The organism is Thalassovita litoralis (assembly GCF_900182725.1).
Taxonomy (GTDB): domain Bacteria; phylum Pseudomonadota; class Alphaproteobacteria; order Rhodobacterales; family Rhodobacteraceae; genus Thalassobius; species Thalassobius litoralis.
On record NZ_FXTO01000016.1, the window covers coordinates 56,963 to 80,188 of the forward strand.

22 protein-coding genes, 1 tRNA gene and 1 pseudogene are annotated in these 23,226 nt (G+C 60.6%); 16 read left to right on the top strand and 8 right to left on the bottom strand.

Annotated features, from left to right (window positions below):
• Nucleotides 1-9: 9 nt before the first annotated feature.
• The gene (locus FN828_RS12700; RefSeq protein WP_142493854.1) at nucleotides 10-324 is read left to right on the top strand and encodes a 2Fe-2S iron-sulfur cluster-binding protein; all 315 of its coding nucleotides are present in this window, start codon (nucleotides 10-12) and stop codon (nucleotides 322-324) included.
• 77 nt (nucleotides 325-401) lie between these two features.
• Here FN828_RS12700 and FN828_RS12705 read toward each other — a convergent pair whose 3' ends face one another.
• Both FN828_RS12705 and FN828_RS12710 read right to left on the bottom strand, forming a co-directional pair.
• A complete protein-coding gene (locus FN828_RS12705) occupies nucleotides 402-1,754 on the bottom strand; it encodes an aspartate aminotransferase family protein (protein WP_142493855.1) in 1,353 nt (450 codons plus the stop codon).
• Between the two features lie 39 nt (nucleotides 1,755-1,793).
• A complete protein-coding gene (locus tag FN828_RS12710; protein ID WP_142493856.1) occupies nucleotides 1,794-2,573 on the bottom strand; it encodes an IclR family transcriptional regulator in 780 nt (259 codons plus the stop codon).
• 162 nt (nucleotides 2,574-2,735) lie between these two features.
• Here FN828_RS12710 and FN828_RS12715 point away from each other — a divergent pair, with 162 nt between their 5' ends.
• The 7 genes from FN828_RS12715 (at nucleotide 2,736) to FN828_RS12745 (ending at nucleotide 10,785) form a co-directional block, all read left to right on the top strand.
• Nucleotides 2,736-3,677, top strand: a complete 942-nt coding sequence (locus tag FN828_RS12715; protein ID WP_142493857.1) for a tripartite tricarboxylate transporter substrate-binding protein — start codon at nucleotides 2,736-2,738, stop codon at nucleotides 3,675-3,677.
• Between the two features lie 99 nt (nucleotides 3,678-3,776).
• Nucleotides 3,777-4,307, top strand: coding sequence for a tripartite tricarboxylate transporter TctB family protein (locus FN828_RS12720; protein ID WP_142493858.1), 531 nt, complete (start codon nucleotides 3,777-3,779; stop codon nucleotides 4,305-4,307).
• 11 nt (nucleotides 4,308-4,318) lie between these two features.
• Nucleotides 4,319-5,938 (top strand): tripartite tricarboxylate transporter permease, encoded by a 1,620-nt coding sequence (locus tag FN828_RS12725; RefSeq protein WP_142493859.1) that lies wholly within the window; start codon nucleotides 4,319-4,321, stop codon nucleotides 5,936-5,938.
• Nucleotides 5,866-7,287 carry an aldehyde dehydrogenase gene (locus FN828_RS12730; protein ID WP_235891479.1) on the top strand — a complete coding sequence of 474 codons (1,422 nt, stop codon included), beginning with the start codon at nucleotides 5,866-5,868 and terminating at the stop codon, nucleotides 7,285-7,287. Before FN828_RS12725 ends, FN828_RS12730 begins: the two co-directional genes overlap by 73 nt.
• Nucleotides 7,284-8,573 carry an aspartate aminotransferase family protein gene (locus tag FN828_RS12735; protein WP_142493860.1) on the top strand — a complete coding sequence of 430 codons (1,290 nt, stop codon included), beginning with the start codon at nucleotides 7,284-7,286 and terminating at the stop codon, nucleotides 8,571-8,573. The genes FN828_RS12730 and FN828_RS12735 overlap by 4 nt, the downstream gene beginning before the upstream one ends.
• The gene (locus tag FN828_RS12740; RefSeq protein ID WP_142493861.1) at nucleotides 8,570-9,505 is read left to right on the top strand and encodes a phosphotransferase enzyme family protein; all 936 of its coding nucleotides are present in this window, start codon (nucleotides 8,570-8,572) and stop codon (nucleotides 9,503-9,505) included. The genes FN828_RS12735 and FN828_RS12740 overlap by 4 nt, the downstream gene beginning before the upstream one ends.
• A 35-nt stretch (nucleotides 9,506-9,540) precedes the next feature.
• Nucleotides 9,541-10,785: a Tm-1-like ATP-binding domain-containing protein gene (locus tag FN828_RS12745; protein WP_142493862.1), complete on the top strand. Its 1,245-nt coding sequence runs from the start codon at nucleotides 9,541-9,543 to the stop codon at nucleotides 10,783-10,785.
• A gap of 48 nt (nucleotides 10,786-10,833) precedes the next feature.
• Here FN828_RS12745 and FN828_RS12750 read toward each other — a convergent pair whose 3' ends face one another.
• From FN828_RS12750 to FN828_RS12765, 4 genes are read right to left on the bottom strand one after another with little or no spacing between them, the layout of a single operon-like run.
• Nucleotides 10,834-11,436, bottom strand: coding sequence for a pyridoxamine 5'-phosphate oxidase family protein (locus tag FN828_RS12750; RefSeq protein WP_142493863.1), 603 nt, complete (start codon nucleotides 11,434-11,436; stop codon nucleotides 10,834-10,836).
• Nucleotides 11,423-12,163 carry a lysophospholipid acyltransferase family protein gene (locus FN828_RS12755; protein WP_142493864.1) on the bottom strand — a complete coding sequence of 247 codons (741 nt, stop codon included), beginning with the start codon at nucleotides 12,161-12,163 and terminating at the stop codon, nucleotides 11,423-11,425. The genes FN828_RS12750 and FN828_RS12755 overlap by 14 nt, the downstream gene beginning before the upstream one ends.
• Nucleotides 12,163-13,065 (bottom strand): cell division protein FtsX, encoded by a 903-nt coding sequence (locus FN828_RS12760; protein WP_142493865.1) that lies wholly within the window; start codon nucleotides 13,063-13,065, stop codon nucleotides 12,163-12,165. The genes FN828_RS12755 and FN828_RS12760 overlap by 1 nt, the downstream gene beginning before the upstream one ends.
• Entirely contained in the window at nucleotides 13,062-13,739 is a 678-nt protein-coding gene (locus FN828_RS12765; protein ID WP_142493866.1) for a cell division ATP-binding protein FtsE, read from the bottom strand. Before FN828_RS12765 ends, FN828_RS12760 begins: the two co-directional genes overlap by 4 nt.
• Nucleotides 13,740-13,896: 157 nt before the next feature.
• Here FN828_RS12765 and FN828_RS12770 point away from each other — a divergent pair, with 157 nt between their 5' ends.
• Nucleotides 13,897-14,850 carry a zinc-ribbon domain-containing protein gene (locus FN828_RS12770; protein WP_142493867.1) on the top strand — a complete coding sequence of 318 codons (954 nt, stop codon included), beginning with the start codon at nucleotides 13,897-13,899 and terminating at the stop codon, nucleotides 14,848-14,850.
• Nucleotides 14,851-14,968: 118 nt separating this feature from the next.
• Here the strand turns inward: FN828_RS12770 and FN828_RS12775 are convergent, their stop codons facing one another.
• Nucleotides 14,969-15,754, bottom strand: coding sequence for a 23S rRNA (adenine(2030)-N(6))-methyltransferase RlmJ (locus FN828_RS12775; RefSeq protein ID WP_142493868.1), 786 nt, complete (start codon nucleotides 15,752-15,754; stop codon nucleotides 14,969-14,971).
• A 216-nt stretch (nucleotides 15,755-15,970) separates the two neighbouring features.
• Here FN828_RS12775 and FN828_RS12780 point away from each other — a divergent pair, with 216 nt between their 5' ends.
• The 7 genes from FN828_RS12780 to FN828_RS20545 all read left to right on the top strand — a co-directional run bounded on the left by FN828_RS12780 (nucleotide 15,971) and on the right by FN828_RS20545 (nucleotide 22,971).
• Nucleotides 15,971-17,017: a rod shape-determining protein gene (locus tag FN828_RS12780; protein ID WP_142493869.1), complete on the top strand. Its 1,047-nt coding sequence runs from the start codon at nucleotides 15,971-15,973 to the stop codon at nucleotides 17,015-17,017.
• Between the two features lie 30 nt (nucleotides 17,018-17,047).
• Nucleotides 17,048-17,950, top strand: a complete 903-nt coding sequence (gene mreC, locus FN828_RS12785; protein ID WP_142493870.1) for a rod shape-determining protein MreC — start codon at nucleotides 17,048-17,050, stop codon at nucleotides 17,948-17,950.
• Nucleotides 17,943-18,482, top strand: a complete 540-nt coding sequence (locus FN828_RS12790; RefSeq protein ID WP_142493871.1) for a rod shape-determining protein MreD — start codon at nucleotides 17,943-17,945, stop codon at nucleotides 18,480-18,482. Before mreC ends, FN828_RS12790 begins: the two co-directional genes overlap by 8 nt.
• Complete coding sequence (gene mrdA, locus FN828_RS12795; RefSeq protein WP_142493872.1) at nucleotides 18,479-20,422, top strand: penicillin-binding protein 2; 1,944 nt, start codon at nucleotides 18,479-18,481, stop codon at nucleotides 20,420-20,422. Before FN828_RS12790 ends, mrdA begins: the two co-directional genes overlap by 4 nt.
• A complete protein-coding gene (rodA, locus tag FN828_RS12800) occupies nucleotides 20,419-21,558 on the top strand; it encodes a rod shape-determining protein RodA (RefSeq protein ID WP_142493873.1) in 1,140 nt (379 codons plus the stop codon). Before mrdA ends, rodA begins: the two co-directional genes overlap by 4 nt.
• Before the next feature lie 4 nt (nucleotides 21,559-21,562).
• Complete coding sequence (locus FN828_RS12805) at nucleotides 21,563-22,492, top strand: 2-hydroxyacid dehydrogenase (RefSeq protein ID WP_142493874.1); 930 nt, start codon at nucleotides 21,563-21,565, stop codon at nucleotides 22,490-22,492.
• Between the two features lie 397 nt (nucleotides 22,493-22,889).
• Nucleotides 22,890-22,971, top strand: a tRNA-His gene (locus tag FN828_RS20545).
• 166 nt (nucleotides 22,972-23,137) lie between these two features.
• On the opposite strand, the pseudogene FN828_RS12810 reads toward FN828_RS20545, so the two are convergent.
• Nucleotides 23,138-23,226: pseudogene (locus FN828_RS12810) on the bottom strand (IS5/IS1182 family transposase); the annotation flags it as partial.

Here is a 23,226-nt window from a genome sequence, read left to right on the forward strand (position 1 = left end):
GGGAAAAAGATGAAAGTCACTTGGATTCTGCCTGATGGCGGCGAAATCAGCGCCGATGTGGCCGATGGCGTAAACATGATGGCCGCCGCCGTTGAACACAACATCCCCGGTATCACCGGGGAATGCGGCGGCAACCTTAGCTGTGCCACCTGTCATGTCTATGTTGCGGATGATTGGACCGGCAAAACCGGCAGCCCCGACGATTTCGAGGATGCAATGCTGGACGTGGCCGAGGCCGAGCGCAAAGACTGTTCCCGCCTGAGCTGCCAAATCGTAGCCAACGCCGCATTGGATGGCTTGGTTTTGGTTGTGCCTGCGGCCTAAGCCCACCCAACCACATCACGAAAAAAGCGCCCGACCGTTCCCCGGCCGGGCGCTTTTCTGTTCAGCTCAGCCCCGAATTACAGACTGGCAAACCCTGCTTTCAGGGCGGACAGGATCACCTGCACATCGTCCGAGGTCAGCACCAACGGCGGCGACAGGATGATGTTGGGGCCGGACACCCGCACCATCGCACCGGATTGATAGGCGACTTCCTGCACCTGACCGATGGATTTCTTATCAATCGGGGCCTTGGTCGTGCGATCAGACACCAGTTCCACCGCGCACATCAGCCCATGACCGCCACGCACATCACCGATCACGTCAAACTGTTCTTGCAGCGCCAACAGACCGGCGTGCAATTCCGCCCCCCGCGCGGCTGCGTTTTCCGGCACGTTCAGGCGCTTGGTTTCCGCCAGACAGGCCAACGCCGCCGCTGCGCCGACCGGGTGGCCGGAATAGGTGTAACCGTGGCCAATCGCGGCCTTGCCGGTTTCGTCTTTTTCAAACACCTCGACCACCTTATCGGCGATCATCACCGCGCCGAACGGGAAATAGCCGTTGGTGATGGCCTTGGCGGTACACATCAGATCGGGCTGCACACCCCAATGGCGGCTGCCGGTCCAGCTTCCGGTGCGGCCAAAGGCGGTGATCACCTCGTCCGCGATCAGCAGAATACCGTTTTTCGAGCAAATCTCGCGCACACCGGGCATGAAGCTTTCGTGCGGCGGGATCACACCGCCCGCGCCCAAAATCGGTTCCATGATAAAGGCCGCGATGGTGTTGGCCCCTTGGAACGCGATTTCATCCTCCAGCGCGGACAGGCAAAGCTGCGCCAGTTTCGCCGGATCGGTTTCGTTGAACGGGTTGCGATAGGTATAGGGCGCCGGGATATGATGGCAGCCCGCCAACAGCGGTTCATAGGCGGTACGGAAATTGGCATTCCCGTTGACCGACGCGCCGCCAAAATGGGTGCCGTGATAGCCCTTTTTCAGCGACAGGAACTTGGTCCGCCCCGCTTCGCCGCGAATCTTGTGGTACTGCCGCGCCAGACGCAGCGCGGTTTCCACGGAATCGCTGCCGCCCGAGGTATAGAACGCGCGGGTCAGCCCATCGGGGGCAAAGAAATCCCGCAATTCTTCGGACAGTTCGATCACCGCATCGTTCGATGTACCGCGGAAAATCGAATAATAGGGCAGACGATCAAGCTGCGCCGCGATGGCGTCTTTGATCGGCTGACAGGAAAAGCCCAGATTGACGTTCCACAGACCGCCGACACCATCCACAACCTCGTGTCCATCCACATCAGTGATCCGCACCCCCTGCGCCCCGGTCACGATGGTCGGGGGATTGGCCAGACTGTCGGCGGGATGTGCCATCGGATGCCAGACCGAGCGGGCATTCATTTCTTTCAGGAAATTGCTGTCTTTCATGGGGGTACTCCGTGTTGCGGCCCAATCAGGCCGAAGCGGTTAGTGCGGAAGATCGCGGTTAAAGCTGTCAGGCGGGAAGCCCCCCAACAGACGGGTCAGGTCCAGCGCGTGTTGTTTCACCGCGCGTCGTATTTTCAGGCGTTGTTCCGGCGTCATACGCGGCACCGGGGCCGCAACAGCCACCGCCCCAATCACCGCTTGGCTGGCGTCAAAGATCGGAACGGCGTGGGAATGCACGTCTTCTTCGAAGCCCCCAACATTTTCAGCGATGCCTGTGGCGTGAATTTCTGTCAGCATATCCCGAATACGATCCGGGTCCGTCACCGTATCAGACGTGCGCACCGCCAATGGGCGGGACAAGACCATATCCACGAAATCCGGCGCGGAAAACGCCAGCACCGACAATCCAGACGATGTGCCGTGGAAATTCAGAATATCCGCATCCTCCATCGTGACGCGGGTGCCGTGATGGGGGCTATAGGCATAGGCCAGCGTCACCAGACGATCCCCCTGAAGCAGCGATACATGGGCGGTTTCTTCTGTCACGTCGGACAGGCTGCGCAGCACTTGCTGGCATAAATCCCGCATCGGAACAGCCGCTTCACGCAATGATGCAAGCCGCAAAAAAGCAGGGCCAAGCCGATATTCCCGCCCCGAACCGGCCTGCTCCACGAATCCCTGTTCGGCCAGTTCGGTCATCAGCCGATGTACAGTCGCCTTGTTCATACCGGACAGGCGCGCCAGTTCGCTTAGCCCGATCAAGGGCTGGGTGCGATTAAAGAAATCCAGCAATGACAAAGCCTTGGATACGGTTCCCATGTACGCGGCAATCCTGTGTTTCGGGTCTTTTTCAGGCAAATGCAAAACGTGATTTAGTTGCCATGTTAATTTTGTTGACAGACTAACAGCCCATCTGTCAATCTAAAAAAGAACCGATGGTTTGAATAATGAACCGCACTCTAACACAGGGAGACAACCAATATGAAGACCAAAACCGTTTTGGGTGGCGTGCTGACCGTTGCCATGATGGCAATGTCGGGCGCAGCCGTGGCCGAATATCCTGAAAAGCCCGTCAGCTTCATCGTTCCGTGGCCCCCCGGTGATCTGGAAGACGTGCTGACCCGCATGATCGCCGAAGATTTTCAGGCCGAATATGGCGTATCGGCAGCCGTAGTGAACAAACCCGGCGGCGGTGGCGGCCCCTTCCCCGGCGCGATTGAGGTGGCGAATGCCCCGGCAGATGGCTACACGATCGGGTCTTTCGTGATCGGCGTGCCAGTCATGGGCCACCAGATCGGCATCGAAGATCTGGCCCCGGCCAAATTCGACCCGCTGGGCATTTTCCTGACCTATCCGTTCGTCATCGCCACCAGCGCCGACGCGCCTTATTCGTCGATGGCGGAACTGGCCGAATACGCCAAATCGAACGACGTGGCCCTGGGTCACTTCGGTGACGTTCTGACCCCGACCCAAGTGACCAAGGCCTATGCCGTGAATGCGGGCTTTGAGTGGGGTTCAGATGCGGCGTTTGATGCGCTCGACTGCAACACGCTGGCATCGGGCGATGCGGATGTGATCAACACCACGCTGCAACTGATCCTGCCCTGTCTGGACAGCGTGAAGGTGCTGACCTCGATCACCGATACGCGTATCCCGCTGGTCCCCGATGCGCCCACCATTGGCGAACTGGACCCGTCGCTGAATATCGCACTGTGGAACGGCCTGTTCGTCACCAAAGACACCCCGCAGGACGTGCGCGATAAGATCATCGCCGTGGCCCAGAAAACCGTGCAAAGCGACCGGGCGCAGGCTGTGGCCAAGGAAACCGGCGCGCTGGTCTACTGGCAAGGGGCCGATGACGCGGCAGCGCGTGTTGCCAAGGACATCGAAACCGTGGCTCACATCGGCAAGTTGCTAGAGTGACATCGTCATAAAAGGGCCGGGCGTTCTGAATGCCCGGCCTTTTTTGTGCCTGCGGGGGCGCGGCCCCTGCCCTTCCTTTCCACGCTGTAATGGATTGTCATGGATAACGAAGAGCTTTCCCGGCATATCGGGCGGCGCAGCGGTCAAATCCTGTTCGCACTGGCCTTTGTCGCGCTATCGGCGCTGTTGCTAAGCCAGATCGGCGCTGAAACCAAATGGGTGAAGCGAACCAAGTTTTTCGCCCAACCCCGGTTCTGGCCCGCTGTCGGGCTGGGCGGGATGGTGTTGTTTGGCGGGCTGCACCTGTGGCGACTGCCCCGGCGCAAAATTGACCGGCTGGATTGGCGCGAGGGCATGATCTGGCTGCAAGTGCTGGAATATGCGCTGTGGTTCATGGCCTATGTCTGGCTGGTGCCGCTGGTGGGCTATCTGCCCGTGACGGTGGTGTTCCTGCCGCTGATGGTGTGGCGGATGGGCTACCGGGACAAACGGCTGCTGTGGGTTTCGGCGGGTTTGGGTGTCTGCATCGTGCTGCTGTTCAAAACCTTCCTGAACGTGAAAATCCCCGGCGCGGTTCTGTATGAATACCTGCCCGGCGCGATGCGCAGCTTCTTTATTCTGAATTTCTGAGGGCAAGACACATGGACCTTCTTCTTTCCGGTCTGGAGATTCTGGCCCGCTGGGACGTGGTGATCGCGCTGCTGGTCGGTTCGGTCGGCGGGGTGCTGATCGGGGCAATTCCCGGTGTTGGCCCGGCTGTGGCGATTGCAATCCTGCTGCCAGCGACCTTTTCGATGGACCCGATTGTGGGCCTGACCGTGCTGCTGGGGATTTACGGCAGTTCGATGTATGGCGGCGCGATCCCGGCTATCCTGATCAACACCCCCGGCACGGCGGTCAACGCGCTGACCACCTATGACGGGTTCCCGATGACATCGCGGGGCGAGGCCCGACGCGCCCTGTCGCTGGCCTATTCCGCATCGTTCTTTGGCGGGGTGTTTTCCGTCATCTGCCTGATGCTGTTTTCGCCGGTTCTGGCAAAAGTCGCCCCCATGTTCGGGTCGCGCGAGATTTTTCTGGCGGCCCTGCTGGGCATCATTCTGGTGATCACGGCCCATCGCGGGCAAACCCTAATTGCTGCCGCGCTGGCCAGTTTCGGCATCTGGCTGAACACAATCGGGCTGGAGCCTGTCAAATACACCAAACGCTACACCTTTGATCAGGCGTTTCTGTCATCGGGCGTGAACCTGATCGTGGTGGTGCTGGGCCTGTTCGCGCTGTCCCAAGCGTTTTACCTGTTGCAGGGCGAGGACGAAAAAACCCGCATTACAAAACTAAAAGGCGGGCTGTTTCAGGGTTTGCGTGAACTGGCGCGGCATCCGCGTGTGGCGGGTGTATCGGCCAGCTTCGGGGTGCTGATGGGGATGATCCCCGGCGTGGGCGAATTTACCGCTCAATTCATGAGCTACACCTACGCGCAGAAAACCTCGAAGCAACCGGATTCCTTTGGGCATGGATCCTCCGAAGGGCTGATCGCCGCCGAAACCGCCAACAACGCCGTGCCCGCCGCCGCGATGGTGCCGCTGCTGGCGCTGGGTATCCCCGGCGAGGCGCTGACCGCCATGATGCTGTCGGTGTTCTATGTGCATAACGTGGTGCCGGGGCCGCAACTGTTCCAGAACGATATGCCGTTTGTTGTGGCACTGTATCTGGCATTGCTGATCCTGAACGTGATGGTTCTGGTCTTTCTGTTGTTTTCCACCAACCAGTTGATCAAGGTGGTGAAAATTCCCAACCGCTTTCTGGGCGTGGTTATCTTGGTGCTTAGCTTCGTGGGCGTCTATTCGCTGCGTAATTCCGTGACCGATTGCGTTCTGGCCGCTGTGTTCGGCGTGTTGGGCTTTGTCCTGAAACGCCTGTCGCTGCCGGTGGTGCCGATCATTCTGGGCATGGTTCTGGGCGGCATCATGGAAGTGAAGCTGCGGTCTGGAATGGCCCGCGTCAAAACCCCGCTGGATTTCATTGACCGCCCCATTGCCGCGATCCTGTTCGTGATGATCCTGATCGTTCTGGGGCTGCATATCCGCCGTGTCTGGCTGGATCACAAACACCTGAAGGAGGCCAAATGGTCGAACAAGCACTCATCGACGCGCTTCGGGGCGCATCTGTCCCGCCGCAAAAGCTTCTTATTGGCGGAACGTGGCAAGAAGCGGCGGGCGGAACGCTCGATGTTCACTCGCCCATCGACGGACAAAGACTGACCACGATCGGGCGGGCGGATAAATCCGATGTAGACCGCGCCGTAGCGGCGGCACGGGCTGCATTCGACGATGGACGCTGGTCGCGTATGGCCCCGGCAGGCCGCAAGAAAGTGCTGCATAAAATCGCGGACATCATCGAACGCGACGCCTTGGCACTGACGGTTCTGGGGGTGCGCGACAACGGCACCGAAATCAACATGGCCCTAAAAGCCGAAGCCGGATCAGCCGCCGGGACGTTCCGGTATTATGCCGAAGCGATTGACAAGGTGTACGGCGAAATCGCCCCCACCGATCCGTCGGTTCTGGGGTTGGTTCATCGCGAAGCGGTGGGCGTGGTCGGGGCCATCGTGCCGTGGAATTTCCCGCTGATGATCGGCGCGTGGAAACTGGCCCCGGCCTTGGCTGCGGGCAATTCCGTGGTGCTGAAACCCGCCGAAACCGCCAGCCTGTCATTGCTGCGTCTGGCCGAGATTTGCACCGAGGCGGGCCTGCCCGATGGGGTTCTGAATGTCGTCACCGGATACGGCCACGAAACAGGCGCGGCGTTGGCCCTGTCGATGGATGTGGATGTGCTGGTCTTTACCGGGTCGGGCATGACCGGACGGCGGTTACTGGAATATTCCGCGCAATCGAACCTGAAACGGGTCTATCTGGAACTGGGGGGCAAATCGCCCAATATCGTCTTTGCCGACGCGCCCGATCTGGATCAGGCGGCCAAAGTCTCCGCGATGGGGATTTTCCGCAATTCCGGGCAGGTCTGCGTTGCCGGATCGCGGTTGCTGGTGGAACGCTCGATCCATGACGAATTCGTGGACCGCATGGCGCACCACGCCAAGGCGCTGAAAGTGGGCGACCCGCTGGATCTGGGCAGCCAGATCGGCGCGGTAAATTCAGACCGCCAACTGGCGGGCAATCTGGGGTTCGTTGACGATGCGGTACGCGATGGGGCGCAGATCGCCCTTGGCGGCAGTCGCATTCTGGAATCCACGGGCGGCTATTACATGGAACCCACCATCGTGACCGGGGTCGACCCGTCGCACAAACTGGCCCAGCAAGAGGTATTCGGCCCGGTTCTGGCCGTGATGCCCTTTGATACCGAAGATCAGGCGCTGCGCATCGCAAACGGCACCGATTACGGGCTGGCCGCCGGGGTCTGGACCAGCAACCTGTCGCGGGCGCACCGGATGATCCGGGGGCTTCAGGCCGGGGTGGTGCATGTGAACACCTATGGCGGGCCGGATAACACCGTACCTTTGGGCGGGGTCAAACAATCCGGCAACGGACATGACAAATCCATGCACGCGCTAGATAAATATACTGACCTCAAAACAGCCTGGATTCAGTTATGACAGAGACTTTGATCGACAAACGCGCCCGCCTTCTGGGGCCGAATATTCCCACCTTCTATGATGACCCCGTGCATCTGGTCAAAGGCGAGGGCGTCTGGCTGTGGGACAAGGACGGGCGCAAATATCTGGATTGCTATAACAACGTCCCGCATGTCGGCCATTGTCACCCCAAGGTGGTCGAAGCGATCTGCAAACAGGCCGGAACCCTGAACACCCACACCCGCTATTTGCATGACGGGATCGTGGATTACGCAGAACGGCTGACTGCCACCTTTGACGCGTCGCTGGACAATGTGCTGATGACCTGCACCGGGTCCGAGGCAAATGACGTTGCCCTGCGCATGGCGCAGGCGGTGACGGGGAACACCGGGGTGATCGCCACCGATTACACATATCACGGCAATACGATGGCCGTGGCGCAACTGTCGCAGACCAAACCGCCCATCGGCGGCTATTGGGACAACATGGCCTTTGTCCCCGCCCCCGACAGCTATCGCCCACTGGGCGGAGAGGCAGGCATGGCCCATGCCCGCGCCTTTGCCGCGGCGGTCGAGGAAAAAATCGCAGAACTACAGGCCAAGGGTCACGGTCTTTCCGCGTTGGTGATCTGCCCCTTCTTTGCCAACGAAGGCTTCCCCGATCTGCCCCACGGCTGGCTTACACCTGCCATTGATGCCGTGCGCCGCGCCGGTGGCGTCATCATCGCGGACGAGGTGCAGCCCGGTTTCGGCCGTCTGGGCAGCCATTTTTGGGGACATGAGCGGATGGGTTTCCTGCCCGAAATCGTAACCGTGGGCAAACCTATGGCCAACGGCCACCCGGTCGGCGCGGTGATCGCGGGCCATGATACGATGGCCGCCTTCCGCAACGCCTTTGCCTATTTCAACACGTTTGGCGGCAATCCCGTGTCTATGGCCGCCTGTCTGGCCACGCTGGACGTGATCCAATCCGAAGGGCTGCAAGACAACGCGCAACAGGTGGGCGCCTATGCCAAGACCAGCTTGCAACAACTGGCGGACCGGCATGACAGCATCGGCGATGTGCGCGGTGCAGGTCTGTTTTTCGGGGCCGAAATGGTGCTGGATCGGGACAGCAAAACCCCGGCCCCCGAGTACACCAAACGCGTCGCCAACGGGATGCGCCAGCGCGGTGTTTTGATGAACTTCCTTGGGCGCAACCGCAACGTGCTGAAAATGCGCCCGCCGCTGGTCTTTAGCCGCGCCAATGTGGATCAGGTCATCGAAACGCTGGACACCGTGCTGACCGAAACCCCGGTGACAGAATGACCGATGCGTTAGCCACCGAAGCCGCCGCCCTGTGGGGCATTCCCGCCAGCGCGATCCGGCTGGCGGCGCGGCGGGAAAATGTGGTCTATCAGGCGGATACGCCCGATGGCCCGATGGCGCTACGCCTGCATCGCCCCGGTTATCGCAGTCAGGCGGAATTGCGTTCAGAACTGGAATGGATGGCACAGTTGTCCGAAGGCGGGCTACGCGTGCCGCACCCCGCCGCATCTATCAACGGGCATCTGGTGGAAATGCTGGGCGATATGCCGATAAGCCTGCTCAGCTGGATGCCCGGCACCCCCGCCGGGGCGGGCGGACGGCTGGACGTGGCAAACCCCGCAACCTTTGCCCGTGATCTGGGCCGCGTCATGGCGCAACTGCATAACCTGTCCGACGACTGGACCCCGCCACAGGATTTCCGCCGCCCGCATTGGAACCTGGAAGGGTTGCTGGGCGATCGCATCCTGTGGGGACCGTTCTGGAAAAACCCGGACCTGACCCCGGATCAGCGCGACTTGCTGCTGAATGTCCGCGCCCGCGCCCGCATTCGTCTGGCCGGGCTGGAACGTGATCTGGATTATGGCCTGATCCATGCCGACATCCTGACAGAAAACGTGCTGGTGGATGGCGCGGATATTGCCCTGATCGACTTTGACGATGGCGGGTATGGGTTCCGCGAATTTGAACTGGCCACTTTTCTGATGCGTTTTCTGGACACGCCCGACTATCCGGCGATGAAAGCCGCGCTCCTCGAAGGATACACCCACCGCCGCGCCATATCCCCGTCTGTGCTGGATTTCTTTATCCTGCTGCGGGCGCTGACCTATCCGGGCTGGATTATCCCGCGGCGTGATGAACCGGGCGGGCGCGAACGGTCATTGCGGGCGGTGCGAACCGCCGTATCGCTGGCCGAAGCCTTCATGAAAACCTGACCCACAGACCCTAATAACGACGAAAGAGGGCCAATATGTGCGCTGACAAAACCATCCTGATCGCTGGCACCTATGACACCAAAGACGACGAACTGACCTATCTGGCCGATTGTATCCGGGCGCAGGGCGGCGGTGTGCTCAGCATGGATGTCAGCGTGCTGGGTGATCCGAAAGCCCCCACCGATGTTTCCAAACATGACGTAGCCGAAGCAGGCGGCAGTTCCATTCAGGCCGCCATCGACAGCGGCGATGAAAATATCGCCATGCAGATCATGGCACGCGGCGCGGCGGCAAAGGCGCTGGAATTGTATCGCGCGGGCCGGATTGATGGCGTGGTGGTGCTGGGCGGTACAATGGGCACCGATCTGGCGCTGGACCTGTGCGCCGCGTTGCCGCTGGGGGTGCCGAAATACGTTGTGTCCACCGTCAGCTTTTCCGCCATGCTGCCGCCTGAACGGCTGGCGGCGGATATTCAGATGATCCTGTGGGCCGGAGGGCTGTATGGGCTGAACTCGGTTTGTAAATCCTCGCTATCACAGGCGGCGGGGGCGGTGCTGGGTGCGGCGCGGGCGGTGGAGCCGTCCAAACGGGATCGCCCGCTGATCGGGATGACAAGTTTCGGCAAAACCATCCTGCGCTACATGGTGACGCTGAAACCCGCACTCGAAGACCGCGGCTACGAAGTGGCCGTTTTCCACGCCACCGGCATGGGGGGGCGGGCCTTTGAATCGCTGGCCGCCGAAGGGGCTTTTGCCTGCGTCATGGATTTCGCCACGCAAGAGGTGGGCAATCACCTGATGGGATCGGGCATTTCGGCAGGGGCTGACCGGCTGACCAATGCGGGGGCTGCTGGTATTCCGCAAATGGTAGCCCCGGCCTGTTACGATCTGGTGGATCTGATCGGCTGGCAACCGCTGCCTGAACGCCTGTCGGACCGCCCCGCCCATGCGCATAACCGGCTGCTGACCTCGGTCGTGCTGAATCAGGACGAACGCCGCGAGGTGGCACAGGTCATGGCCGCCAAACTGTCCGACGCCAAAGCCCCCGTGGCATTTTTCCTGCCCACCGGCGGCTGCAACGAATGGGACCGCCCCGGCGCGCCGTTACATGATGCGGATGGGTTGGCTGCGTTCTGCGATGAAATGCGCCGCGCCTGCCCCGCCAATGTCACGCTGGAAGAACTGGCGTGCCACATCAACGATGCGCAATTCAGCGCCCGCGTTCTGGCACTGTTCGACGATTGGGTAGCTCAGGGTTTGATCCCGCGCGGGGCCGTCTAAACGTAAAAACCGTTTCAGCCCCGACCACCGTCAGGGCCGAAATAACCGCTACCACAGGGTTTGCGCCGCGCGGGCGGGCCATTCCACATCATAGATCGCGCCGCCCTCGTCCCCGTTGGACGCTTCGGCCAGCATTTGCCCGACCGTGGGCAGGTCCGCGCTGTCGTCGCGGTTCCACAACCCCGCCCGCATCGTGGCGCGAGCGCATTGAGTATAGATTTCCCTGATACGGATCACGATCACCGTGGCGGGCAGCTTACCCTGCCGTTCAAACCGCGCCCGCAGCGCCGGGTCGGCGCTTAGCTTTGCCTGACCGTTGATCCGCATCACGGTATTCGATCCCGGCACCATGAACATCAGCGAAATGCGCCCGTCCTCGACGATATTGCGCAGGGTATCCAGCCGGTTATTGCCCCGCCAGTCCGGTAGCGCCAATGTTTGATCGTCCAGTTCCGTCACCACCGGGCCATCGTCGCCGCGCGGGCTGCCATCGGAGCCGTTCGGCCCAATGGTGGACACCACGCAATAGCGCGACCGCATGATCCAATCCCGATGCAGCGGCATCAGCCGATGAATCACCTTACGCACCGACGCCCCGGCGGGTGTGCCATACAGCGCCTCTAACGCCTCGATCGTTTCAACGTAGTGCATCTGGATCAAACCCCGCTTCGCGCATCAGCGCATTGGACGCGATCTCCACCTCATCCTCCAGCCGGGTCATATAGGCGGTTTTGCTTAGCCCCTGTTCGATCCGCGGCAGAAATTCGACAACCGCCAGCCCCGGCTTTCGGTACATCCCGTTGCGCGGCCAGAACACGCCCACATTGGTGGCGACCGGCACGCAATCCTGTTGCAACTGCCCATACAGCGCCGCCGTTCCCACCTTGTAGGGGACATCCACCCCCGGCGCGACCCGCGTGCCTTGTGGGTAAATCACCAATTGCCCCGGAAACGCCGCGCCACGTGCCACATCCGCGACCATCTTGGAAATCGCCTGCCCGCGCTTGCCCCGGTTCACCGGCACGCAGCCAATGCGATAGGCATATTGCCCAATGATCGGCGTCCACAGCAGTTCCCGCTTCATGATGAACTTGGCCGCAGGCAGCGCGTTGAAGATCAGCAGAATGTCAAAGAAAGACTGATGCTTGGCCGCGATCATCACCTCGTCTGTTGGCACCTCCCCGCGGACCTCGGACCGGATGCCCACCATCCAGCGCGCCAGCCAGATCACCACCCGGCAATAGGTCCGGCAAACCCAACGCGCGCCGCCCCGGCTGAACAGCGCCAGCGGAAAGAACACCACCCCAATCACGCCCATCGCGGCATAGACGGTCATCATGAACACAAACGAACGCAACCAGCGCAAACCATAGGCCATCAGGGCAGCTCCTTTAGTGTTTTACGGGCTGCCGCCCGCGTTGCGGCAAAAGCAACCGCCGCCGCCAGAACCGGCACGATCAGCGGCCACAGCCAATCCGCACCCTGAAATCCCAGCCCGGTCAAAAACCCGCCTTCGTCCTGCGCCGAAGGCAGCAATAACACCGCCACCATACCCAGCCCGGTTCCCAATGCCGCCCCGCCCAGACCGCGCAGGGTGAACCGCCGCACAAAGGCCTGCGCGATATAGCGATCTGTCGCCCCCACCAGCCGAAGCACCGCGATCACCCGCGCATTGGCCGCCAGTGCCGCATTGGCCGCCAGCGTCACCATCGCCGCCAACGCCCCACCAATCAGCAGGATCGAGAGCCAGCCCAGAAACCGCAACCGCGACGCCGCCCGCACCAGCGGTTTACGCCAGCGGGTGTGATCGTCCAGCACAGCGCCCGGCACCTCGGCTGACAGGCGCAACCGCAGCCCCGCCGCATCATATCCGCCGCTATCCTCGATGATTTCGATCAGTTGCGGGATCGGCAATCCTTCCAGCGGCAGATCGGGGCCAAACCACGGTTCCAGCAAGGCCCGTTGTTCATCCGCGCTTAGCGCCCGCGCTTCGGTCACGCCGGGCGTGGTGCGCAGCACCCGCAATGCGGCTTCGGTCTGGCTGTCGATCTGATCCGCCGGTGCCGAAATCCGCAGCGTCGACGACCGCGCCAGTTCATCCCCCCATAAGGACGCCAATCGCCCAGTTGCCAGGGACAGCGCCAGCGCAAACACGCATAAAAACGCCATCGCCGCCGCGCTGAACAAGGTCAGGTTTACCGTGAACCCAGAAGGGGGAACCACCCGGTCCGCCTGTGCATCCCCCACAAAAAAACCGGCAATCCGGCTTAGGGCGCTCATAAGTCCGCCCCCGCCAGTTGCAGCCGCCGGTTGGAAATCCGCAACACCCGCGCCTGCACCTGATTTTTCGCGGTTCTGATCAGATTCAGATCATGGGTCGCCACCATGATCGTCTTGCCCATCCGGTTCAGCTCCAGCAGCAATTGCAGCAACCGCTGAGACATTTCCCAGTCGATATTCCCGGTCGGTTCATCCGCCAGAATAACATCGGGGGACATGATGACCGCCCGTGCCAGTGCCGCCCGCTGGCGTTCCCCGCCAGACAGTTCCGGCGGCAGGGCATCGGCCCGGTCAAACAGCCCCACCCATTTCAGCAATTCACGCAGGTTGCTTTGTTCGGCCAGCGTATCATGCCCTGCCACGGTCAGCGGCAGCGAAACATTTTCTGTCACGCTCAGATGATCCAGAAACTGACAATCCTGATGCACCACCCCGATCCGACGGCGGCTTAGCGCGATGTCGTCACGGGTCATGTTGCGCAGATCGGTGTTAAACAGGCGCACCTGCCCAGACGTGGGCCGCAGCGCACCGTAGCATAGTTTCAGAAACGTGGTTTTCCCTGCACCGGACGGGCCGGTCAGAAAATGAAACGACCCCGGCGACAGCTTGAGCGATATTTCACTCAGCAATTCGCCCCCACCATAGCTATAGGCCACATTGTCCAGCTCGATCACGGATCTGTTCCCCTGTTGCTGCCCTGTTCTGCATCAGGAAAGCCACAGTTGCAATCCGCCAGACATATGATTGCTTTGCACTTTTCCGCCGACAGCGTACACCCTATAGTGACGTGGCACCTGATGGTGCGGCAGGAACAGGGACTTAGGGGGCAGGATGCGGCTGATTTGCCCGAATTGCGGCGCACAATACGAAGTACCCGACGGGGTGATCCCCGAACAGGGACGCGATGTGCAATGTTCAAGCTGCGGCCATACGTGGTTCCAGCCCCACCCGGATCAGGATGCCGATTTGGCAGATGAACTGGGACAGGACTTGCCCCCAAGCGCCGAAACGGATGCGCCCACGACAGAACCGGACGACGTGGACTTTGCGCCCGCCCCCGAAGACGCCCGCGAAGACGACGGTGCAGAAGACGCCAACGATGTCGAAGATGACAGCTTCGACGACCAAGAGGCGGAACAGGACGCGGAACTGCCGGACGACACCCCGACAGAAGACCCACAACCGGAGCCACAGCCCGAGCCCACGGCCCCAACACGGCGGGAACTGGACCCGTCTATCGCGGAATTGCTGCGCGAGGAGGCCGAGTTTGAAGCCCGCCAGCGCGCCGCCGGTGGTGGTTTGGAATATCAACCCGATCTGGGGTTAGAGGAACCTTCGCGCGATGAGGCCACCCGCCGCGCCGAAGAATCCCGCCGCCGCATGGCCAGCCGTCAGGGTGTGGATGATCTGGACCCGCAGGATGATCTGACAGAACAGACAGGATCGCGTCGCGAACTGCTGCCTGACATCGAGGAAATCAATTCTTCTTTGAATGCCGATAGCCGCCGCCCCTCTCGTGCCGATGACCACGCCCCCGGTGGCGTGATCCTGCCAGCCGGACGGCCCAGCGGCTTCCGCCGTGGCTTTGCATTGGGGCTGCTGCTGGTGGTGTTGCTTTGGGCGCTTTACGTCTTTGCCGCGCCAATCACAGCCAAGGTTCCCGCCCTGTCTGCCCCGTTGGCCAGCTATACCCAGATCGTAGACAAGGGGCGTTTATGGCTGGATGCCAAAGCCAAGGTGCTGCTGGTCAGGTTGGATGAGCTTGCCGCTGCCAGCGAAAAATAACATTTGCCATGCGTCCCGACGATAGGGCCGGGATTTGAGTATTTTTGGCAAGATGAAACAGCGGCAGTGGCAGTGACGCCTTCCGGCGGTTGACCGGGGCGTTGCGTTGCCTGTTGCGTTAAAGCGCGCTGAAAACCCGATCCAGCCGAGCTGCTTCATCTGCGGTTCCAAATGGGGCGTTTACGATAAACATGCCCGACCCGATCATCCTGTGACCGTCCCGTGCAGGGGGAAACGCAACCTCGTGGCGCAGGGTTTTGGGCAGGTCTTGCGCCTTCAGCGCCGCCAGCATCGGGCGATGGGCACCGCTGGTCAGGATCGGATACCACAGCGCAATTATGCCGACATTCCATTTGCGGTGTATCTGGCCGATAAATTTCGGAATGGCATCGTAATCCGCTTTGATTTCATAGGATGGGTCAATCAGTATCAGCCCGCGCCGGGGATCGGGCGGGGTCAGGGCGTGCGCCATTTGAAAGCCATCCTGTTTGACCACATGCGCCCCATAGGGTGACATGGCATAGGTCAGCGCGGCATTTTCCTGCGGGTGCAATTCGGCCAGATGTATCCGGTCCTGTGGTCGCAAACATTCCGCCGCCAACAGTGGGGAACCGGGATATGCCCGCGCCCCGTGTGTATCCCGAACCAGTGACAACGCTTGTAAATAGGGATGATCCGCAGGCAGAAGGTTCCGCGCCAGAACCAGATCAATGCCTGCTGCCGCCTCTCCGGTCTTGATGGATTCCGGGGCATCCAACTGGTACAGCCCCCGCCCGGCATGGGTTTCCAGATAGCTGATGGGTTTGTCCTTGCGGGTCATGTAATCCAGCATCGTGCAAAGCAGCGCGTGCTTTTGCACATCCGCCAGATTCCCCGCATGGTAGATGTGCTGATAGGATAACATTGCCCGGTTCCTTACTTATGTGCCTTGCTGATAAATCAGGCGTCCCCCCTGATGCAATCGTCCGCCGTGCTGCTTTGTCGTTCGCCAGTGGCAAAAACGCGCTGATTTGACTGGGATCGGGACTTTTCCAATCTGCCCCCCGCCCCTATAAGGCATGTGGCCCCATCGTCAGAGTCGGGGCCTTAATGGGGATTCGAGCGCGGGACTTCACGCATAATGGCTTTGTTCGACAAAATGCCGGGCCTGTTTTCGTCAGATATGGCGATTGATCTGGGAACGGCAAACACGCTGGTTTACATCAAGGGGCGGGGCATTGTGCTTAGCGAACCTTCGGTCGTGGCCTATCATATCAAAGACGGTGTGAAGAAAGTTCTGGCCGTGGGCGAGGACGCGAAGCTGATGCTGGGCCGGACCCCCGGCAGCATCGAAGCAATCCGCCCGATGCGGGACGGTGTGATTGCCGATTTCGACGTGGCCGAAGAAATGATCAAGCACTTCATCCGCAAAGTTCACAAGCGTTCGACCTTTTCCAAGCCGAAAATCATCGTCTGTGTGCCGCATGGTGCGACCCCGGTTGAAAAACGTGCAATCCGCCAGTCGGTTCTGTCCGCAGGTGCGCGCCGTGCCGGACTGATCGCGGAACCTATCGCCGCTGCGATTGGGGCCGGTATGCCGATCACCGACCCCACTGGCAATATGGTGGTGGACATCGGCGGCGGCACGACCGAGGTGGCCGTGCTATCGCTGGGCGATATCGTGTATGCCCGTTCCGTCCGCGTGGGCGGGGACCGCATGGACGAGGCGATCATCAACTACCTGCGCCGTCAGCAGAACCTTTTGGTTGGTGAAGCCACCGCCGAACGCATCAAGACCAGCATTGGCACCGCCCGGATGCCCGACGACGGGCGCGGCGCATCCATGCAAATCCGGGGCCGCGACCTGTTGAACGGTGTCCCCAAGGAAACCGAAATCAGTCAGGCCCAAGTGGCCGAGGCGCTGGCCGAACCCGTGCAGCAAATCTGCGAGGCGGTGATGACCGCGTTGGAAGCCACCCCACCAGATTTGGCTGCCGACATTGTGGATCGTGGCGTGATGCTGACCGGCGGCGGCGCGTTGCTGGGCGAACTGGATCTGGCGCTGCGTGAACAGACCGGGCTGGCCGTATCCATTGCTGACGAAAGTTTGAACTGCGTGGCGCTTGGCACTGGCAAGGCGTTGGAATACGAAAAACAACTCCGTCACGCGATTGACTACGACAGTTAACCTGCCCAACCTTCCCTGAAAGGGGGACGCTTGGCCAAAGACAGAACACAGGGCGAAGATTTCATTGCCCCCCTTAAGCGGCTGCTGACGGGGGTTCTGATCCTGTGTCTGATCGGGGTGTTCCTGTTGTGGCGGATCGACAGCCCGCGTGTGGAACGGTTCCGCGCCAAGGTGGTGGACCGTGTCGTACCGTCCTTTGACTGGGCAATGGCCCCGGTCACGGGGGCGGTGAACCTGATCCGCGATTTTCAATCTTATCAGCGGATCGTTCAGCAAAATCAGGAACTTCGCCGCGAGTTACAGCAAATGAAGGCCTGGAAAGAGGCCGCGCTGCAACTAGAGCAGGAAAACGCCCGCCTGCTGGATTTGAACAACGTGCGGCTGGACCCGCGCCTGACGTATATCACCGGCGTGGTAATGGCAGACAGCGGTTCCCCCTTTCGGCAATCGGTGCTGCTGAACGTCGGCCACCGCGATGGGATTGTGGACGGATGGGCCACGATGGATGGCATCGGACTGGTGGGCCGAATTGCCGGTGTCGGACAAAGCACGGCACGGGTGATCCTGCTGACCGATACATCATCCCGTATACCCGCTACAATCCAGCCATCCGGGCAATCCGCCATCGTCATGGGTGATAACACCATCGCGCCGTTGGTCTCCTTTCTGGAAAACCCCGACATGGTGCGTCCGGGGGATCGTGTGATCTCGTCCGGGGATGGTGGGGTATTCCCTGCGGGGCTGCTGATCGGACAGGTTGCAATGGATCCGGGCGGGCGGCTGCGGGTGCGTTTGGCGGCCGATTATGAACGGCTGGAATACCTGCGCGTACTGCGCAATCCGGGGACCGAAGTCATCACCGATCACGGTGCGCTGATTGCACCGGCCAGTCTCGGCGTCGACGCCGCACAGCAAGGGGCCACCAATGAGTGAGCTGTCCCCCGCACGGCTTTGGTTGATGCGTGCCGGATATGTTGCGCTGGGGCTGGCCATCATTTTTTTCCAGCTTTTGCCGCTGGAAACCATGCCGCGCCGCTTTGCCGGGCCGGACCTGCTGCTGGGCTTCACCTGCGCGTGGGCGGTGCGGCGGCCTGAATTCACCCCTGCCCTGTCGATTGCCGCGCTGATGCTGATTGCCGATATGCTGTTCCAACGCCCACCCGGGCTGTTTGCGGCGCTGACCCTGCTGGGAACTGGGGCGCTGAAACGCCGGGCCGCAGGCCTGCGGGACCAGACGTTCGCGGTAGAGTGGCTGACAGTTAGCCTGAGCTTCATCGCCATTCTTCTGGCCTATCGCCTGATCCTGTCTATCCTGCTGATACCACAAGCCCCGCTGGGTCTGTCGGTCATTCAGGTCGCGATGACTGTTGTGACCTATCCGCTGATCGCATTGATCACCGGCGCTCTGTTTGGGGTCCAGAAATCCCAGCCCGGCGATGTAGATACGATGGGAGGCCGCGCATGAGGCGCCCCGGAAAAGACACCGCCACAAGCTCGCGGCTCATTTCAAAACGTGGGCTGATCATTGGGGGCGTACAGCTTGGCTTTGCCGGGCTTCTGGCCGCGCGAATGCGCTATATGCAGGTGGAACAAGCCGACCAGTTCCGCCTTCTGGCCGAAGAAAACCGCATCAACCTGCGTCTGATTGCCCCCGCCCGAGGCGAGGTGTTCGACCGGCACGGGCTGGTGATTGCAAAGAATGAACCCAGCTATCGCCTGACAATGGTCCGCGAAGATGCGGGCGACGTGGATGCCGTTATTGCCCGTCTGTCCGCTTTGGTGGAACTGGATGACGAAGACCTGAACCGCGCCTTGGCGGAAATGAAACGCTCGGCCCCGTTTCTACCCGTGACCATCGCGGATCGGGTCAGGTGGGAAGACATCAGCCGCGTTGCCGTGAATGCCCCCGCCCTGCCCGGCGTCACCCCCGAAGTGGGCCTGTCGCGCACCTATCCGCTGGGGCCTGATTTTGCCAATATCGTGGGCTATGTTGGCCCCGTTTCCGATTATGATCTGTCCAAAATCGAAGACCCGGACCAATTGCTGCGCATTCCCCGTTTTCAGATCGGCAAGGTCGGGCTGGAAGCCAAGATGGAGGATGAACTGCGCGGCAAGGCAGGCACCAAACGGGTCGAGGTGAACGCCGTAGGCCGGGTGATGCGCGAACTGGATCGCAAAGAGGGCCAACCGGGCGCCAACCTGCAATTGACCCTGGATCACCGGCTGCAAAACTATGTGCAGTCACGGCTGGGCAACGAAAGCGCCGCCGCCGTTGTGATCGACTGTGAAACCGGCGATTTGCTGGCGATGGCATCTTCTCCCAGCTTTGACCCGAATCTGTTCGTGCGTGGCATTTCCGTAAGCGATTACAAAGCACTGACAGAAAATGAATATCGCCCCTTGGCCTCCAAAAGCGTACAGGGGTTATATCCGCCCGGTTCGACCTTCAAAATGGTCACGGCGCTGGCCGCGCTGGCCGAAGGCGTCATCACCCCCGAAGAAACCGTCTGGTGCCCCGGTCATCTGGAGGTGGCAAATCGTCGGTTCCACTGTTGGAAACGCGTTGGTCACGGGCATGTGGATTTGAAAAGCTCACTTCGCGAAAGCTGCGACGTCTATTATTACGATGTGGCTTTGCGGGTCGGGATCGAAAAAATCTCGGAAATGGCCGAACGGCTGGGCATTGGTATCCGCTATGACATTCCCATGTCCGCCGTTGCGCGGGGGCGGGCGCCGACAAAGGAATGGAAACTGTCCAACTTTGGGTCTGACTGGGTGATTGGCGATACGGTCAATGCCTCGATCGGGCAGGGATATGTTTTGGCATCACCCCTGCAACTGGCGGTGATGAGCGCCCGGATTGCCACGGGGCGGGCCGTTACCCCGCGCCTGCTGAAATCCGTGGATGGGGTCGAACAACCCTCGGGGCGGGGGGAATCGCTGGGTATCAATGAAAACCTGCTGCGCCAGATCCGCCGCGCCATGTTCGAAGTCTCTAACAACAGGCGCGGCACCGCCTATGGCAGCCGTATCGTCGAAGATGAATTCCGCATGGCGGGCAAGACCGGCACCAGTCAGGTCCGCAATATCACCGCCGCAGAACGCGCCCGCGGCGTCACCCGGAACGAGGATTTGCCGTGGGAACGCCGCGACCATGCGCTGTTCGTGAATTTCGCCCCGTTCGATAACCCACGCTATGCCGTGTCCGTGGTGGTCGAACATGGTGGTGGCGGATCGTCAACGGCGGCCCCGATTGCCCGCGACATCACGCTTCAGGCGCTTTATGGCGAAGACCCGCCCCTTGCGGCCTATCCGGCCAAGGACCGCGACCGGATCAAGGCGCTTCAGGATCGGCTGAAACGCGAACGCCCCGATTTCGGCACAATCGGCAAGGTCCGCACATGAGCTACCTTGAATATACCGTCAAAACGGTCCCAACTGGGCTGCGCAAACTGCTGTTCCTGAACTGGCCACTGGCCCTGTTGCTGACCACGGTGGCCTGTTTCGGATTTCTGATGCTGTATTCCGTGGCGGGGGGATCATTCCAGCCGTGGGCCGAACCGCAGATGAAGCGTTTCGCGCTTGGCATGGCGGTGATGGTTGTCGTCGGCATGGTGCCGATCTGGTTTTGGCGCAACGTGGCCGGGGTCGCGTATCTGCTATCACTGGCCCTGCTGCTGTTTGTGGAATTTTTCGGCACGGTCGGCATGGGGGCGCAGCGCTGGATTGATCTGGGCTTTATGCGGCTGCAACCGTCTGAACTGGCGAAAATCACGCTGGTGATGCTGCTGGCCGCCTATTACGACTGGCTGCCGGTGAAAAAGGTATCGCATCCGCTGTGGGTGGCGCTGCCGGTGGTGCTGATCCTGCTGCCGACATTTCTGGTGCTGACCCAACCGGACCTTGGCACCTCGATCCTGCTGGTGGCGGCAGGCGGGGCGATGATGTTCTTTGCCGGGGTGCATTGGGGATATTTCACGGCTGTGATTGCCGCAGGGATTGGCCTGATTACAGCGGTTTTCCAATCGCGCGGGACACCCTGGCAATTGCTGAAAGATTACCAATATCGCCGGATCGACACCTTTCTTGACCCGTCCAGCGATCCGCTGGGCGCGGGCTATCACATCACCCAGTCGAAAATCGCATTGGGGTCCGGCGGCTGGGCCGGGCGGGGATATATGCAGGGCACGCAATCGCGCCTGAACTTCCTGCCGGAAAAACACACCGATTTCATTTTCACCACGCTGGCCGAAGAATTCGGCTTCTTGGGTGGCTTTTCGCTACTGCTGTTATACGTTCTGATCATCGCGTTCTGCATCGCCTCGGCCATGTCCAACAAGGATCGCTTCGCCTCGCTTATGACGCTGGGCATTGCCATGACCTTCTTCCTGTTCTTTGCAGTGAACATGTCGATGGTGATGGGCATGGCCCCGGTGGTGGGCGTTCCGCTGCCGCTGGTCAGCTATGGCGGGTCGGCGATGCTGGTGCTGCTGGCCGCTTTCGGGCTGGTGCAAAGCGCCCATATTCACAGACCAAGGTAAGACCATGATCAATGTCCTGTTCGCCGCCCATCCCGACCGCTGGGCGGCCTATGAAACACCGCTTCGCACCGCCTTTGACAAGGCCGGACTGAGCGTGGACCTGCGACAGGAGTTTGCGCCGGATCAGGTGGATTACATCGTTTACGCGCCCAATTCACCGCTACAGGACTTCACCCCTTACACCCGTACCAAAGCGGTGCTGAACCTGTGGGCCGGGGTGGAAAAAATCGTGGGCAACTCGACCCTGACCCAGCCATTGGCCCGAATGGTCGATTTTGGTCTGCGCCAGGGAATGCTGGAATGGGTCACGGGCCATACCCTGCGCTATCATCTGGAAATCGACTATTTCCTTGCACATCAATCGGGTGACTGGAAACCGCTGGTCCCGCCGCTGGCGCGTGATCGCAAGGTAACGGTGCTGGGACTGGGCGAGCTGGGAACGGCCTGCGCGCAGGCGCTGGCTGGTCTGGGCTTTGACGTGACAGGCTGGAGCAGGTCCGCCAAAACCATCCCCGGTATCCGCAGCCTGCATGGTGCCGCAGGCCTGAACGAGGCGCTGACCGGGGCCGAAATCGTGGCCCTGTTGCTGCCTAACACCCCAGCCACGGAAAACACCCTGAATACGGACACACTGGCCCTGCTGGCCCCCGGTGCCGCAGTCATCAATCCGGGGCGCGGTCCCCTGATCGACGATGACGCGCTTCTGGCGGCTTTGGACAGCGGACAGGTGGGACGCGCCACGCTGGATGTGTTCCGCGTTGAACCCCTGCCTGCGGATCACCCCTATTGGGCGCACCCCAAGGTGACGGTCACGCCCCATATCGCTTCGGAAACCCGCCCGGAAACCGCATCCGAGGTAATCGCCGAAAACATCCGGCGCAGCGAAGCAGGCGAGGAGTTATTATTCCTTGTGGATCGCGATTTAGGATACTGATCCAACCGCTTCTTTCTGATCCCAAATACTCCCGCCGGAGGCTAATCCTTGTGTATCAGACGTTCCATAGAATTCCTAAGGGCTTAAATTTCGGTTTAATTATCGTGTATTAGCATTCTCAGGCCTTTATCGGCAATGTTCGGGACATGCTGCAAAGTTATGTAGATACGGAAGTAGATGAATTGAGGCGACACAAGAAGCGAACAGCGGCAAAAGTCAAAAGCCTGGGGCCGGGCAAATATTCGGACGGGGATGGGGTATAGTTGCTGTTTCATCCGGATAGCGGCGCGCCATGAACCTATCGGTTTACCCTTTTGGGTATCCCCGCCCGCCCGTTCATTGGCCTGTCGGATAAAGACTAGCCACGATGGCATTGATATACGACGATGCCCTACATGAGGCCGTGTACCCCGATTGGCAAGGGGATGCGCTGTGGCGACATAGTGGATGTATGATGGTTCGATTCCATCCCGGCCTCACACCCCAGCCCCCCCCCCGCGCAGTGGCAAATCCCATCCGGAATAGTCCGCCCACCTCGAGCATATTCCGGGATCAAAGCCGAAGAATACCAACACAGAGTTTACTCTGACTATAATTACCTACTTGATATTTTGCATGCGTCGTGAATTCCCTTAGGCTCAGGACTCATAACCAAAACATGACTGTTGCGGCGAGAGCGATGGCCGAGAGGAAGACTTCGGGGCAGCGGTCATATCGGGTGGCGACCCGCCGCC

What these genes read in the sequence shown, in the direction of transcription:
- FN828_RS12760 (WP_142493865.1), bottom strand. Translation starts at nt 13,065, where the DNA reads ATGAGCGCCCTAAGCCGGATTGCCGGTTTTTTTGTGGGGGATGCACAG.
- mrdA (WP_142493872.1), top strand. Translation starts at nt 18,479, where the DNA reads ATGAGGCGCCCCGGAAAAGACACCGCCACAAGCTCGCGGCTCATTTCA.
- FN828_RS12715 (WP_142493857.1), top strand. Translation starts at nt 2,736, where the DNA reads ATGAAGACCAAAACCGTTTTGGGTGGCGTGCTGACCGTTGCCATGATG.
- FN828_RS12740 (WP_142493861.1), top strand. Translation starts at nt 8,570, where the DNA reads ATGACCGATGCGTTAGCCACCGAAGCCGCCGCCCTGTGGGGCATTCCC.
- FN828_RS12745 (WP_142493862.1), top strand. Translation starts at nt 9,541, where the DNA reads ATGTGCGCTGACAAAACCATCCTGATCGCTGGCACCTATGACACCAAA.
- FN828_RS12755 (WP_142493864.1), bottom strand. Translation starts at nt 12,163, where the DNA reads ATGGCCTATGGTTTGCGCTGGTTGCGTTCGTTTGTGTTCATGATGACC.
- FN828_RS12700 (WP_142493854.1), top strand. Translation starts at nt 10, where the DNA reads ATGAAAGTCACTTGGATTCTGCCTGATGGCGGCGAAATCAGCGCCGAT.
- FN828_RS12705 (WP_142493855.1), bottom strand. Translation starts at nt 1,754, where the DNA reads ATGAAAGACAGCAATTTCCTGAAAGAAATGAATGCCCGCTCGGTCTGG.
- FN828_RS12775 (WP_142493868.1), bottom strand. Translation starts at nt 15,754, where the DNA reads ATGTTATCCTATCAGCACATCTACCATGCGGGGAATCTGGCGGATGTG.
- FN828_RS12720 (WP_142493858.1), top strand. Translation starts at nt 3,777, where the DNA reads ATGGATAACGAAGAGCTTTCCCGGCATATCGGGCGGCGCAGCGGTCAA.
- FN828_RS12735 (WP_142493860.1), top strand. Translation starts at nt 7,284, where the DNA reads ATGACAGAGACTTTGATCGACAAACGCGCCCGCCTTCTGGGGCCGAAT.
- FN828_RS12805 (WP_142493874.1), top strand. Translation starts at nt 21,563, where the DNA reads ATGATCAATGTCCTGTTCGCCGCCCATCCCGACCGCTGGGCGGCCTAT.
- rodA (WP_142493873.1), top strand. Translation starts at nt 20,419, where the DNA reads ATGAGCTACCTTGAATATACCGTCAAAACGGTCCCAACTGGGCTGCGC.
- FN828_RS12750 (WP_142493863.1), bottom strand. Translation starts at nt 11,436, where the DNA reads ATGCACTACGTTGAAACGATCGAGGCGTTAGAGGCGCTGTATGGCACA.
- FN828_RS12780 (WP_142493869.1), top strand. Translation starts at nt 15,971, where the DNA reads ATGGCTTTGTTCGACAAAATGCCGGGCCTGTTTTCGTCAGATATGGCG.
- FN828_RS12725 (WP_142493859.1), top strand. Translation starts at nt 4,319, where the DNA reads ATGGACCTTCTTCTTTCCGGTCTGGAGATTCTGGCCCGCTGGGACGTG.
- FN828_RS12790 (WP_142493871.1), top strand. Translation starts at nt 17,943, where the DNA reads ATGAGTGAGCTGTCCCCCGCACGGCTTTGGTTGATGCGTGCCGGATAT.
- FN828_RS12770 (WP_142493867.1), top strand. Translation starts at nt 13,897, where the DNA reads ATGCGGCTGATTTGCCCGAATTGCGGCGCACAATACGAAGTACCCGAC.
- FN828_RS12710 (WP_142493856.1), bottom strand. Translation starts at nt 2,573, where the DNA reads ATGGGAACCGTATCCAAGGCTTTGTCATTGCTGGATTTCTTTAATCGC.